Annotated in this window: 8 protein-coding genes; 7 read left to right on the top strand and 1 reads right to left on the bottom strand. The window is 40.4% G+C overall.

Features of this window, described 5'->3' with window-relative positions; translation table 11 throughout:
• Positions 1–1,076 precede the first annotated feature (1,076 nt).
• From ABWP91_RS13065 to umoD, 4 genes are all read left to right on the top strand, one after another.
• Entirely contained in the window at positions 1,077–2,429 is a 1,353-nt protein-coding gene (locus tag ABWP91_RS13065) for an OprD family outer membrane porin (protein WP_219247386.1), read from the top strand.
• 39 nt (positions 2,430–2,468) lie between these two features.
• Positions 2,469–4,088 carry a bifunctional metallophosphatase/5'-nucleotidase gene (locus ABWP91_RS13060; RefSeq protein WP_353243602.1) on the top strand — a complete coding sequence of 540 codons (1,620 nt, stop codon included), beginning with the start codon at positions 2,469–2,471 and terminating at the stop codon, positions 4,086–4,088.
• A 415-nt stretch (positions 4,089–4,503) separates the two neighbouring features.
• Positions 4,504–5,808 carry an NAD(P)/FAD-dependent oxidoreductase gene (locus ABWP91_RS13055; RefSeq protein ID WP_353243601.1) on the top strand — a complete coding sequence of 435 codons (1,305 nt, stop codon included), beginning with the start codon at positions 4,504–4,506 and terminating at the stop codon, positions 5,806–5,808.
• Between the two features lie 542 nt (positions 5,809–6,350).
• Positions 6,351–6,944, top strand: a complete 594-nt coding sequence (gene umoD, locus ABWP91_RS13050) for a UmoD family flagellar biogenesis regulator (RefSeq protein WP_353243600.1) — start codon at positions 6,351–6,353, stop codon at positions 6,942–6,944.
• A 71-nt stretch (positions 6,945–7,015) separates the two neighbouring features.
• Here umoD and mfd read toward each other — a convergent pair whose 3' ends face one another.
• A complete protein-coding gene (gene mfd, locus ABWP91_RS13045; RefSeq protein ID WP_353243599.1) occupies positions 7,016–10,459 on the bottom strand; it encodes a transcription-repair coupling factor in 3,444 nt (1,147 codons plus the stop codon).
• A gap of 276 nt (positions 10,460–10,735) precedes the next feature.
• On the opposite strand from mfd, the gene lolC reads away from it, so the two are divergent.
• Genes lolC through lolE form a run of 3 tightly spaced genes read left to right on the top strand, consistent with a single transcriptional unit; the run spans position 10,736 to position 13,879 of the window.
• Entirely contained in the window at positions 10,736–11,938 is a 1,203-nt protein-coding gene (gene lolC / locus ABWP91_RS13040) for a lipoprotein-releasing ABC transporter permease subunit LolC (RefSeq protein WP_353243598.1), read from the top strand.
• Positions 11,931–12,632, top strand: coding sequence for a lipoprotein-releasing ABC transporter ATP-binding protein LolD (gene lolD, locus ABWP91_RS13035; protein WP_353243597.1), 702 nt, complete (start codon positions 11,931–11,933; stop codon positions 12,630–12,632). Before lolC ends, lolD begins: the two co-directional genes overlap by 8 nt.
• On the top strand, positions 12,632–13,879 hold the full coding sequence (gene lolE / locus ABWP91_RS13030) for a lipoprotein-releasing ABC transporter permease subunit LolE (RefSeq protein WP_353243596.1): 1,248 nt from the start codon (positions 12,632–12,634) through the stop codon (positions 13,877–13,879). Before lolD ends, lolE begins: the two co-directional genes overlap by 1 nt.
• Positions 13,880–13,895 lie beyond the last annotated feature (16 nt).

Below are 13,895 nucleotides of genomic sequence, written 5' to 3'. Positions count from 1 at the left end.
ACTATAAATGTACTATTTTAATCAACACAAAAATTTAGGATATAAACCCAGTAATTTAATTTAAGGTTGAAATAATTAAAAGTGATTTTCAATTATTTATATAGTGTGTTTTATTTTAGTTCATAAATTGAGCTTATAATTAAATTAATTAGTGAACTAAATAACTGAACATTAACTCTCTGTTATTTTAGCATATTTGTTGACGCAAACGATTTGCATAAAAACTAAACATATTATCCAAACTCTTAAGCAAAGCTAAAGAGATAGATTCACTCATATTCCAAAAATCAATGGGGTATTGATAAAACGAATGGGGTCATCAAGATCTATAAATGAGTAGATGAGTACATAATGTTGTAGTTAAGCTCAGATTTTAAAGGTTTTTTCTAATCGTCTTAAGGCAAATGTGATTTTCTTTTTATATCCTGTTGAACGCATATAAAAGGTAAATGGTTTTTATATGTGACGAATATCACATTCATATAGATATTGAATGCAACTTATGTAACGTGTTGTGACAGTGATCGTTTTAATTGACGTAAAATTACGTTAGCATTCCTATTATGATAGTTTTATGACAATGCGCAGATAAGTACAGTGCATTGAAAAAGAAAGCCATTCGCAAACAACAAGATATTAAGCAAAATAGAGCGGGTAAATACAGAGAAGTTTATTTCTCGTGGGATAACTATGCCCAAAAAAATAGAAATAGCCAAAAAGTTTTTTGAGCACTAATTATACTTTCTATGTTGTTTAAATATTGGCAATCTTATTGTTACTTAACCGAAATAAAACACGATAAATGAGTGAGGATGCCTCGGGATAATTAAAATTAATTAAGTTTTAACAGTAAGGATAACACCTTATTAACTCAAAAAGTAAACACGTATGCAGCTAGGTTGCTGTATGAATTTTTTTATTTAAAAAATGACTTTAGTGTTTGAAATGGACGTATTTGTTTATCGTTAAGTTAAATTGTTTTATTAAGCTAAAAATAAAAAATGGTGATTTGTTGTCCATGGGAACATGGCACAACATAAAATTAATTCAAATAATCATTAACTAGGTTAATTCCAATGAAAGTTAAAAATCTTGCGCTATTAATGCTTTCTCCTTGCTACTTAGCAGTTACCATGGCAAATGCGAGCAACTGGGAAAATTCAATCAAAGAAAACTCATTTATTGCGGATTCAGAGCTAGAGCTGTCTACTCGTAATATGTGGAAATACCTGAAAACTGAGAACCGTTTCGATAAAGACGAAGGTCGTTATAGAAAGCAAGTTGCTAATGCTTGGGGTCAAAACTTCCAAGCTGATTTTACCTCAGGTTATTTTGCTGATGTGATTGGGTTTGATGCATCCTATTACGGCGGTATTAAATTAGGCGCAAGTAAAGACTTCGCCTCTCGTGCAATTTTATATAACGATGATGGCCATGCGAAAGGTTATAACAAAATTGGTCAGCGTTATGCCAAAGTAAAATTAGATTTAGAACCTGTGAAGTTTAATGCGAAAGCAGGTTGGTTTACACTGAAAAACACAGGTATTTTCACTAACTCACAACGCCTTTCTTTAAACAGCTACAGTGGTTATTACACCAATACAGCCATTGATGATTGGAGCTTGGATTTATTATATCTCGACAAAAAAGTGATGCGTCGTGATAGCCCAAATATCGATGCAATGTATTTTACGGACGGTAATGGTGTAAGACACAACGTTAACCATGTGATCACTGGTGGTATTAACTACAATACAAAACCACTGAAAGTGCATTATTTTTACGGTCAAGCTGACGATTTATTCCGTCAACAAGGCCTTGAAGCAAAATATAAGCTGACCTCTGACTTAACACTCGGCACACAAATTTATAATCATGAATATGGTAGTGACGGTAAACGTACTGAAACTAACGATGCAAAAGGCAAACGTAACTTTGACAAACGTGCATGGCACTACGCAGGAACCGCTGAATGGCGCGTACCAGAAACACCATGGACACTCAGTACTGGCTTAACTTATACCCAAGCGAAAAAAGCGAACGGCGTTGGTCAATTTGCTCGTAACCCAATTGGCAACACCCGTGGTCGTTTTAATTCACCAGCATATTCAGATATCGACTATGTGCGTGATGGTGAAGCGATGATCGCGTTAGCTGCTGAATACCGCGTGAGCAAAGAACTGTCTGTCGGTGCGCGTACCAACTATTCAGAATTCAAATATGAAGGCGAAAGATTAAAACAAGGTCAATTTGGACTGTTTAGCTACTGGAAACCAACAGAAAATTTATCTGTTTCGTTAAGCGGCGGTCTGGGTTGGCACCACCAGCAAGAAAACGATTATACCACACCAAAACTGTATGACGGTCACTCACGTCGCGCACATTCGTTGTCTGGTTCTATGACCACGACTTATCGCTTCAAAATGTAGTCGGTAGTTGAGTGCTGTTTATCATAAAAGGGTTGAAAAATGAAACATAAAATTGGATTACTGGCCGTTTTGATTTCGGGAGCGCTACTTGCAGGTTGTGCAACCAAAACGGCGGACACAGTAAAAGTACAAGTCATTGGTATCAATGACTTCCACGGTGCATTACAAGCTCCAGGCGATGGCAAATTAGGTGGAATAGAATCTATCGCAACGCTAGTTAACCAATTACGTGCGCAAAACGACAAAACAATTGTTGTTGGTGCGGGTGACTTAGTTGGTGCAAGCCCATTATTGTCTTCTATGTTCTATGATGAGCCAACCATCGAAGCATTAAGTGCGATTGGTATGGAAACCAGTGCTGTAGGTAACCATGAGTTTGATAAAGGCAAGGAAGAGCTGCTGAGAAAGCAAAATGGTGGCTGTCATCCAACCGCAGGTTGTGTAGGTAAAGACTCTTTTGCTGGTGCTGACTTTAACTATTTAGCGGCAAACGTCATTGTGAAAGAAACAGGTGAAACTCTGTTCCCGTCTTACTTTATTAAAGAGTTTGATGGTATTCCTATGGCGTTTATTGGACTAACGTTAGAAGGTACTCCCGCTATCGTGACACCAAGTGGTACCGCAGGTTTGGAATTCAAAAATGAAGTCGAAACTATTAACAATCAAGTTAAATTGTTAAAAGCGAAAGGCATCAACAGCATCGGTGTTTTGATCCATGAAGGTGCAACTCAGCAAGTTGATACTAAAGTCAAAGATATTAACCGTTGTGATAATATCAAAGGACCAATCGTTGATATCGTTAATCAATTAGATGGTGCTGTTGACTTTGTTGTTAGTGGGCACACTCATCAGGCGTATAACTGTGAAATTAATGGTAAAACTGTTATTTCTGCACAGTCTAACGGTACGTTGTTGTCTCAGCTAAACATTGAAATTGATAGAAAAACAAAAGATATTGTTAGCATTAAAGCAAAAAATATTCCAGTTGAAACAAAACGTTATGAGAAAAATCCTGAGTTAACCACTTTCGTACAAAAATACGAAAAAATTGCGTTACCAATTTCGCAAGAAGTGATGGGTTCTCTGAGTGCGGATTCAGACAAAAAACTATTGTCTGGTGGAGATTCAACGCTAGGTAAAATCATTGCAGATGGCCAATTGTACGTTGCTTCCGCAAAAGATGCGGGGGGGGCACAAATCGCCTTCATGAACAGTGGTGGTATTCGTGCTGACATGAAAGCGGGTCAACAGACTTACGGTGATATCTTTACCGTTCAACCATTCTCTAACGTTGTGGTAACACAGTCCCTGACTGGTGCGCAAATTAAACAAGCACTTGAGCAACAATGGGATCGCGCACGCCCACAAGTGATGCCTGTTTCTAAAGGTTTCTACTATGAGTGGGATGACAGTCGCGCTGTGGGTGATAAAGTTATCCAAAACTCAATCAAGTTAAATGGTAAACCATTAGACATGAAAAAAACCTACCGTGTTGCTGCAAATGAGTTCTTAGCAACGGGTGGTAGCCGTTTCTCTGCCTTCAATGAAGGTAAAGAGCGTGTTTACAGCGTGCCAGATAACGAAGCACTAATGCAATATTTTAAAGATAACTCACCAATTGCAGTCCCAACTGATGTGCGTATCAAAAAAATCAAATAACGAAAATTGATTTTTGAATAATTGAAACCCGAGGCGCTTAGCGTTTCGGGTTTTTTGTTGTTTTTATTCATTCCACTATCCCACCATACAAAGATAATCAATTGTCTGTCTTAAAATAAAAATGATACAATAATGATTCTCATTATCATTAATTAATATATGGTTTTAATCATCTGATTGATATTAAACAGTTTCAAGCTGACTCGATTCACGCCTGACAAAAAATGATTTGAAGAGGGTTGCCGATGCCTTAATAATCAATTAAATTGATGTAAATCAATATTTGGTATTACCAATAGACCAAGCGTGATATTCTGAGATTTCTTTCAGGATAATGAGAGTGTTAATTATTGTTATCTAAGATTTTTTTCGCTAGAAATCTTAAATAATTTTAATATATTTGTTCGAGGAATTTATGACCTTATCTCAACCAAAAATCATCGTTGTTGGTGGTGGCGCGGGTGGCTTAGAGCTAGCAACACGTTTGGGCCGAAAATTAGGTAGAAAAAAACGGGCGCATATTACGCTGGTTGACCGTAACCCAAGCCACCTTTGGAAGCCATTGCTGCACGAAGTGGCCACTGGCTCATTGGATGATGGTGTTGATGCGATTAGTTATTTAGCCCATGCAAGACATAATGCATTTAATTTCCAATTAGGCTCATTAACAAATATAGATCGTGAAAATAAAAAAATCGTACTAGGTGAATTACACGACAAACACGGTGAGTTACTGGTTCCTTTACGTGAACTTGAATACGATATTTTAGTGATGGCGCTGGGAAGTACATCGAATGATTTTGGTACGCCAGGGGTTAAAGAACACTGCATTTTCTTAGATAACCCACATCAAGCCCATCGTTTTCATGATGAAATGCTAAATTTGTTCCTACGTTATTCTGTGCGTGATAACGCAGAGGAAAAAGTGAATATTGCCATTGTTGGTGGTGGTGCTACAGGGGTTGAATTATCGGCTGAACTGTACAATGCCGTGGAACAACTCACCAGTTATGGGTTTAAAGGGTTAGATACAGATGCCTTAAATGTGACGTTGGTTGAGGCAGGTGAACGTATTTTACCTGCCTTACCCGCGCGAATTTCAGGGGCTGCACATCAAGAGCTAAATAAGCTTGGTGTCAATGTATTGACAAAAACCATGGTGACGAGTGCTGATGTAGATGGGCTAAATACCAAAGAAGATGGCAAAATACATGCAGACCTCATGGTATGGGCTGCTGGGATTAAAGCGCCTGATTTTATGAAAGATATTGCAGGGTTAGAAACGAATAGAATCAATCAATTAGTTGTTAAACCTACACTACAAACGACATTGGATGACCTAATTTTTGCCATCGGCGATTGCGCATCTTGTGCCAAACCCGAAGGGGGCTTTGTCCCACCACGGGCTCAGTCTGCGCACCAAATGGCTAGTTTGTGTTACGACAATATCCTTGCCATGATGAAAGATAAACCGCTTAAAGACTATATCTATAAAGATCATGGCTCTTTAGTGTCACTTTCGCGCTTTAGTACTGTTGGTAGCTTAATGGGCAATCTAATGCGTGGTGATATGATGGTGGAAGGTCGTATTGCTCGCTTTGTGTATATTTCATTATATCGTATGCATCAAATTGCACTGCATGGGTATATTAAGACTGGGCTGATGATGCTGGTTGGCAGCATTAACCGAATTATTCGGCCAAAACTCAAATTACACTAATTTCTACTGGTAGAAAAAGAAATATAAGTGATAATAGATGCACTTGATTGCGAATGTAATCAGGTGCATTCACTTTTGCGGTTTTAATGAGGCGTCTCAAAGGTAATATAAAGATTCACTTAGTTTTATTTTCATAAGGTTAGGGTGTATTTACACTTAAAGCTATTTAGATCAATCTTCAGTGAGAGCAGGTAGTTTAGTATTACAGAAAACATCATCGGTGATGTTTAAATAAACAATATAATTAATGTTAATAGTTATTTGGAGAAATGAATATTAACAAAAATAATTTATTAATATAGTTACCATTATTTTTACGTTATATAACGATGAAATTATTAATATACGACCATTTAACATAGTACAGTTAATTTATCTAGTAAGTAATGCATCGCACATAAATAATAAAATTATAAAATCATTATGGCTTATTTGCATTAGGTTAAGATAATTCTAAAAATATGTGAATTATTTGCGCAAAGATCGAATTCTCTCACTTAATAGTTACAATAGATGTACGGGCATTTTATAAGGGCAAATTGATGAAGCTAAAATTTAAGTTGTTATTAGCGCTAGTAGCGATTTGCCTTGTTTCGTCAGTTGTCTATCTGTTTATTCAAGAACCTGAGGCCAAACTTGCCACTGTCTTATCGGTTGAACCAATAAAGGCGAATCGTTTGGTTGAATATGAAAACTGCACGCTAACGGGGGTGCTTGGCTCATTTAATCAGCAATCCTTATTACGTTTTTACCCTGCTCAAAATGAGTGCAAAATGATTTTTATGATTGAAGCCCTCCAAGGTAAGGGTTTTCCGTCTCTATTTGATAATCAAAACAAAACATGTGTACAAACACAAAGAATGGAGTTAGTGGTTGTTGGTTACGATGTGGTTTATCAGATAGGCAAAACTATTGGCAAGGTTAGAACATCTTATGCTCCCTCGATTTTTATTCCCTTAAATGAGAATGGGCGTTTAGATTTACCGTCATCGAATTCCATTTGTGAAACGGTACGTAGCGATGTTAAAGAACTTTTGCCATTTTACTGTTTACATCAAAATGAATTACCGCTTTCAGGCACTTCTGATGTATTGAAATTACAGCACAATAAAAACACATTAGGCTTTTTTGAGTAAATTCGATTCTATAATTACTTAAAATAAAGGCTATCCGTAGATAGCCTTTATTCGTTTTAGCCTAAAATCTATTAAGCGAGTAAGTGTTCTTCAAAATCAGCCAATAGCTGCTTAATAAACTCAAGTCGTGTCACCCTGTCAGTTAAGTCATGGAAGAACTTCAAACGGGTAGGGCCATCTAAACGATAGGTTTTTGGTTGGTGTTGTAACAAGTTGATCAAGAAGCTTGGATCAACTTTGTTTTTCTCGCCAAACTCGATAAAACCCCCTTTTTCATGTGCTTCAATACGTTTCACGCCTAAATATTGAGCTTGTAGGCGGATGGCTGCCGACGTTAATAAGAATTTACCTGCATCGGGTAGGCTACCAAAGCGATCGATCAGCTCTGTACGTAGCTCGTCCAATTCTTGACTGTCTTTCGCACTGGCAATTCGTTTATAAAATGAAAGGCGCATATTCACATCATGAATGTAATCATCAGGCAATAAGACTGGCATTCGTAATTCAACTTCGGTTTGTTGATTCGTTAAGTCTTCTAATGACGGCTCTCGGCCTTCTTTTAATGCATCAACGGCACTTTCAAGCAATTCCATATACAGCGTGAAGCCGATGGTAGTCATTTGACCACTTTGGTCTTCGCCTAATAACTCACCCGCACCACGAATTTCGAGGTCATGAGTTGCGAGCGCGAAGCCAGCGCCTAAGTCCTCTAAAGATGAAATAGCTTCAAGGCGTTTTTGGGCATCGGTGGTCATTGCCTTAGGATGTGGCGTCAGCAAATAGGCATAGGCTTGGTGATGAGAACGACCGACACGGCCACGTAATTGGTGCAATTGCGCTAAACCAAAGTGATCTGCGCGTTCGATAATAATCGTGTTAGCTGTCGGAATATCAATGCCCGTTTCAATAATAGTGGTGCAAATTAAAACGTTGAACCGTTGATGGTGGAAGTCGGTCATGACTCGCTCTAGTTCACGTTCACGCATTTGGCCATGGCCGACAACAAACCGCGCTTCAGGGACTAACGTTTCGAGCCGCGCTTTGGCTTTTTCGATATTTTCCACATCATTATACAAGTAATAAACTTGCCCACCCCGTAAGGTTTCACGCAATATCGCTTCACGAACCACTAACTCATCATACTGACGTACAAAGGTTTTTACGGCTAAGCGGCGTGCGGGTGGTGTTGCAATGATTGATAAATCCCGCATTCCGCTCATTGCCATATTCAGTGTACGAGGTATTGGTGTAGCAGTAAGCGTTAAAATATCCACATCAGCTCGCATTGCTTTAATTCGTTCTTTATGGCGAACGCCAAAGCGGTGCTCTTCATCGACAACTAACAGGCCTAAATCTTTCCACACAATATCGCTTTGCAATAATTTGTGTGTACCAATTAAGATATCGACTTTGCCGTCTGCCGCGTCAGCGATAATTTGTTGTTGCTCTTTCGCCGTTTTAAAGCGAGACAGCATTTCGATACGCACGGGCCAGTTTGCAAACCTATCTCTGAAATTATCATAGTGTTGCTGAGCAAGCAGGGTGGTCGGAACTAATACAGCGACTTGCTTATTATTATTGATAGCAAGGAATGCCGCTCGCATCGCCACTTCGGTTTTACCGAAACCGACATCACCACAAACAAGTCTATCCATCGCTAATGGCTGGCACATGTCGCTTAATACTGCATTAATCGCCATTTCTTGATCTGGGGTTGTTTCAAAAGGAAAGCCTTGGCAGAATTCTTGGTATTGCTGTTTATCATGCTTGAAAGCAAAACCGGCTTTGGCTGCACGTTGTGCATAAATATCAAGCAGTTCTGCAGCAACATCACGCACTTTTTCGGCAGCTTTTTGGCGTGCTCGACCCCAACTATCACTGCCCAGCTTATGTAGCGGTGCATTTTCATCGGCACCACCTGCATAACGGCTAATTAAATGCAGTGAAGATACAGGAACGTATAGTTTGTCTTCTCCCGCATAGGTAAGAATTAAATACTCTGCTTTAATTCCACCCGCTTCAAGTGTAATCAAACCTTGGTAGCGACCCACACCGTGTTCAATATGCACAACAGGCTGCCCAGGGCGCAGTTCTGCGAGGTTGCGAATTAAGGTGTCGGTATTAATTGTGCGGCGGTTATCTGTACGACGGCGAACTACACGCTCGCCTAATAAATCACTTTCACAAATTAATGCCTTATTAGCATCTGATTGGATAAAACCGCGTTCAGCTGCGCCAATGGTAATCGCAAAGCGTGAGGTAACAGGACTTGTATAGCTTTTAATAATTTCAGGGCGTATTTTTAACCGTGCTAATAACTCGGTTACCGTTTCACGACGACCTTCACTTTCTACAGAAAAAATGAGTGTGCCATCAAATTGCTCACTAAATTGGCGAAGCTTTTCTAATGGTGTTTTACTTTGTCCTTGCGTGCTGATATCAGGGAGTGGCAAATAATCCAAATTAGTATTTGCTGCTTTTTTAGGCAGTATTTCAGGCGAAAGTTGAATGCGTGGCCATTGTTTTAAATTTTGGTTGAGTTGTTCAACGGTAAGCCATAAATCCGCAGGAGGAAGCAGGGGGCGCATGGGGTCAACACCACGGCTTTCATAACGCTGTTGAGTGTCAATTTGGAAACGCTCCGCGGCTTCTTGTAGATTTTGAGAAACAATCAGGCTTGAAGGCGGTAAATAGTCGAATAATGACGGTAATGGCTGGGCAAAAAATAATGGCTGCCAATACTCAATACCGGTAGGTAATGTGTTTTTGCTGACTTGTTGATAAATATGTTCAGGATCACGTCGCACTTCAAAGCGTTCACGCCACTGACTACGAAAACGTTCAATTGCGTCTTTATCCGTTGGAAACTCGTGTGCCGGCAGTAAATTAATGCTGGCGACCTCTTCTAACGTTCTTTGGGTATCGACATCGAATGTGCGCAAGCTGTCGATTTCATCATCAAAAAAATCAATGCGAAAGGGCAGTGAGCTTCCCATTGGGAACAAATCAAGCAAAGCGCCCCTGATGGCATATTCACCGTGTTCTAATACTTGTTCCACATGGCGGTAACCCGCTTTATCTAACTCTTCGCGTAAATTATCGCGCGAGAGCTTGTCACCTTTCGCCATAACGAGAGCATGGCCCGTTAAAAAATCAGGCGGACACACTTTTTGCATCAAGGTATTAACAGGGAGAATCAACGCGCCTTTTTGCAAAGAGGGTAAACGGTAAAGTGTTGATAAACGATGAGAAATGATTTCTTGATGCGGAGAAAAATTATCGTAGGGTAATGTTTCCCAATCAGAAAGCGTCTCAATAGGGTGATGTGTAAATTGTTGAATTTCATCACGTAAACGTAATGCATTTTGCATATCACGCGTCACAATGACAACAGGCCCTTGATGACGTTCTATCATTTCTCCACATTCAAGTGCACCAGCCGCCCCAATAAGGCAACCTAAATGGCGAACATCGCCACTACGACTAGGGAGTTCATAACGAAAATTTGAGGACATAGAAATCTTTGGTATCTCACAGCAATTAGTTAGCAGTTAAACGAGCGTCAGAACAATAATAGACAGTCTTTAGATGATTAACACTTAAATAAATTAACCGATAGTTAAACTATAAAATTAACAGCAAAACAACTCATTTTTGCCTGTAATTTGTCTGAATTTCAGACAAAAAAGAAGCGAAAGCAGAAAAAAAACCGTAGAGTGGTTCCATTCATCAATCGTAGCCTTTATTATCGCTGAACACTTCGCTTTGGCAACAGGGGCATTAAAGATTTCATGCACCAATCTGTCTCATTATTTATAGGTCTGCGCTATTTGCGTGGGCGCGCAGCGGATAAATTTGGGCGCTTTGTTTCCAGTTTATCGGCTATTGGTATCACTCTTGGTGTCACGGCTTTAATTACGGTGACATCCGTGATGAACGGTTTCGAGCGATCGCTACAAGATAGCATACTTGCCTATATGCCGCAGGCTATTTTAACGTCGCCAGCTGGAAACATCGATCCTACAAAACACCCAATTGCAGACTTGCAGCATTTGCAAGGCGTGAACCGAATTGCGCCTATTGTTCAGTCGGATGTGGTATTACAAAGCCGTACTAATGTAGGCGTGGGGGTGATGGCAGGTATAGAGCCTGATGCAGACTCATTGCTATTGGATAAACTCATCAGTGGTGATCGTAATGACCTCAAAGAAGGGAGTTATAATGTTTTTCTGGGAAATAAATTAGCGGATACATTGGGCGTGAAACGTGGCGATGATGTGCGCTTAATTATTCCTGGTGTTAGCCAGCTGACGCCAATGGGGCGTATTCCAAGCCAGCGTTTATTTACAGTTGCCGGTATTTTCCAAACAAACGGTGAAGCCGATACGAGTGAGCTAATTGTTTCTGCACAAGATGGCGCAAGAATGTTGCGTTATCCTGCAGGGAATATCACTGGGTGGCGATTATATTTAAATGAGCCATTACAAGTGGATATGCTCAGTAAGCAGGCGTTGCCTGATGGGCTTGTGTGGACCGACTGGCGTGAGCGCAAAGGGGAGTTTTTCCAAGCCGTTCGCATGGAAAAAAATATGATGGGCTTACTATTAAGTCTAATTATTGCAGTTGCTGCCTTTAATATTATTACTTCACTTTCTTTGCTGGTGATGGAAAAACAAGGTGAGGTGGCGATTTTAAAAACGCTAGGCTTAAAACGCTGGCGTATTTTAGCCATATTTATGATCCAAGGTGCAGGGGCAGGGATTATTGGTACACTGATTGGTACAGTTTTAGGCACGCTTTTATCGAGCCAGCTTAATGTGATCATGCCGTTAATTGGGTTGTTGCCCAAAGGGGTTTCGTTGCCCATTGTACTTGATTATTCTGGTATTTTAATTATTGCAGTTTCTGCGATGCTTATTTCACTGCTTGCGACGCTTTATCCTTCTTGGCGCGCAGCCGCAGTTCAACCTGCTGAGGCTTTACGTTATGAATAAACAACCACTTCTTGTCTGCGAACATTTAAGCAAAACCTATCAAGAAGGTTCATTGTCGACGCAAGTGTTGAAAAATGTCAGTTTCTCCATAGGGCAAGGGGAAATGATGGCAATTGTGGGCAGCTCAGGTTCAGGGAAAAGTACGCTATTGCATTTATTGGGTGGGTTAGATACGCCTTCAGAAGGCAATGTAATTTTCCGTGGACAACATATTAATCAATTGTCTTCTGATGAACGTGCTGCTATCCGTAATAAAGATTTAGGCTTTATTTATCAGTTTCACCACCTTTTACCTGATTTTACCGCGCTTGAAAATGTCGCGATGCCACTATTAATTGGTGCCACAGTAAAAGAAACGGCGTTTACTAAGGCGAAAGAAATGTTGGAAGCTGTAGGGCTAGGGCACCGTGCGGATCACCGTCCTTCTGAGTTATCAGGCGGGGAGCGCCAACGTGTTGCGATAGCAAGGGCGCTGGTCAATGAGCCCGCGCTTGTGCTGGCGGATGAACCGACAGGGAACCTCGATTTACGCAATGCAGATGCAATTTTTGAGCTATTGGGTGAATTAAATCGTACGCAGCGTACGGCATTTTTAGTCGTCACTCATGATATGACATTAGCTCGTCGGCTATCTCGCCAGTTGGAAATGCGTGATGGTCATTTACAGCAGGAAATCACGTTGGAGGCTCGGTGATGTCTAAATTGCCTCTTACACTTCTTGCTGCGATACGCTTTAGTCGTGGGCGTCGGCGCACAGGGATGGTGTCTTTGGTGTCGATTGTCTCAACATTAGGGATTGTGCTTGGTGTTGCGGTGTTAATTATTGGTTTGAGCGCGATGAATGGCTTTGAGCGCGAATTAAACAATCGCGTGCTATCCGTGGTACCTCATGGGCAAATTTATGCAGTTAAACCGCCTTATAAAAATTGGGATTTTGCTGAGCAGGTTATACGCAATACACCGGGAGTTGAGGGTGTTAGTCCGTATGTGAATTTCACAGGGCTGCTTGAGCGCGGTGCAAATTTAAAGGCGATTCAAGTGATGGGTGTTTCCCCAGAAACACAGTCACAGGTCAGTGCATTGCCGCAATTTGTGTTGAATGACGCTTGGACGCATTTTGCCGCAGGTAATCAATCGATTATTTTAGGTCAAGGTGTTGCCAATGCATTGAATGTAAAACAAGGGGATTGGGTGACGATTATGATCCCCAATACCGACGAAAGCCTGAAAATTCAACAACCAAAACGTATTCGTGTACAAGTTGAGGGTATTTTTAAACTTAGTGGTTTACTTGACCATCAATTAGCATTAGTGCCATTAGCCGATGCACAGCAATATCTGGATTACGGTGATGGGATTAGCGGCTTTGAAATCAAAGCGAAAGACCCTTTTGAAGCGGATAAGGTCGTCTACGATGCAGGTCTAAAAACCATGCATCATGTTATTGTAAAAAGCTGGATTGGTGATTACGGCTATATGTACAATGATATTCAAATGGTACGTAGCATCATGTACTTAGCGATGATTTTAGTTATCGGCGTTGCGTGTTTTAATATTGTATCAACGCTAGTGATGGCAGTTAAAGATAAAAGCAGCGATATTGCTGTATTACGGACATTGGGGGCGAAGGACGGGCAAATTCGTGCCATTTTCTTATGGTATGGGCTACTTGGTGGTTTCGTTGGCTCATTGATTGGTGTGGTGCTTGGCGTATTGGTATCCGTTAATTTAACCACGCTTATTAAAGGGTTAGAGGTTATCTTAGGCCATCCTATTCTTTCAGGGGATGTGTATTTTATCGACTTCTTGCCATCTGAATTACACATTATGGATGTGGTTTATGTATTAATCACCACCATTATTTTGAGCTTACTGGCGAGCTGGTACCCAGCTCGTCGAGCTAGTAAGTTAGATCCCGCCCGAATTTTAAGCGGCCAGTAGTTTGAGTATCAATGCC

The sequence above is a fragment of the Providencia sp. genome (assembly GCF_040396775.1).
GTDB lineage: Bacteria > Pseudomonadota > Gammaproteobacteria > Enterobacterales > Enterobacteriaceae > Providencia.
Note: the sequence above shows the minus strand (reverse complement) of the source record. Positions and strands in the feature narration are given on the sequence as shown.

Excerpts from the sequence above, each read along its gene's own strand:
- ABWP91_RS13065 (WP_219247386.1), top strand. The coding sequence starts at position 1,077 with ATGAAAGTTAAAAATCTTGCGCTATTAATGCTTTCTCCTTGCTACTTA.
- ABWP91_RS13060 (WP_353243602.1), top strand. The coding sequence starts at position 2,469 with ATGAAACATAAAATTGGATTACTGGCCGTTTTGATTTCGGGAGCGCTA.
- ABWP91_RS13055 (WP_353243601.1), top strand. The coding sequence starts at position 4,504 with ATGACCTTATCTCAACCAAAAATCATCGTTGTTGGTGGTGGCGCGGGT.
- umoD (WP_353243600.1), top strand. The coding sequence starts at position 6,351 with ATGAAGCTAAAATTTAAGTTGTTATTAGCGCTAGTAGCGATTTGCCTT.
- mfd (WP_353243599.1), bottom strand. The coding sequence starts at position 10,459 with ATGTCCTCAAATTTTCGTTATGAACTCCCTAGTCGTAGTGGCGATGTT.
- lolC (WP_353243598.1), top strand. The coding sequence starts at position 10,736 with ATGCACCAATCTGTCTCATTATTTATAGGTCTGCGCTATTTGCGTGGG.
- lolD (WP_353243597.1), top strand. The coding sequence starts at position 11,931 with ATGAATAAACAACCACTTCTTGTCTGCGAACATTTAAGCAAAACCTAT.
- lolE (WP_353243596.1), top strand. The coding sequence starts at position 12,632 with ATGTCTAAATTGCCTCTTACACTTCTTGCTGCGATACGCTTTAGTCGT.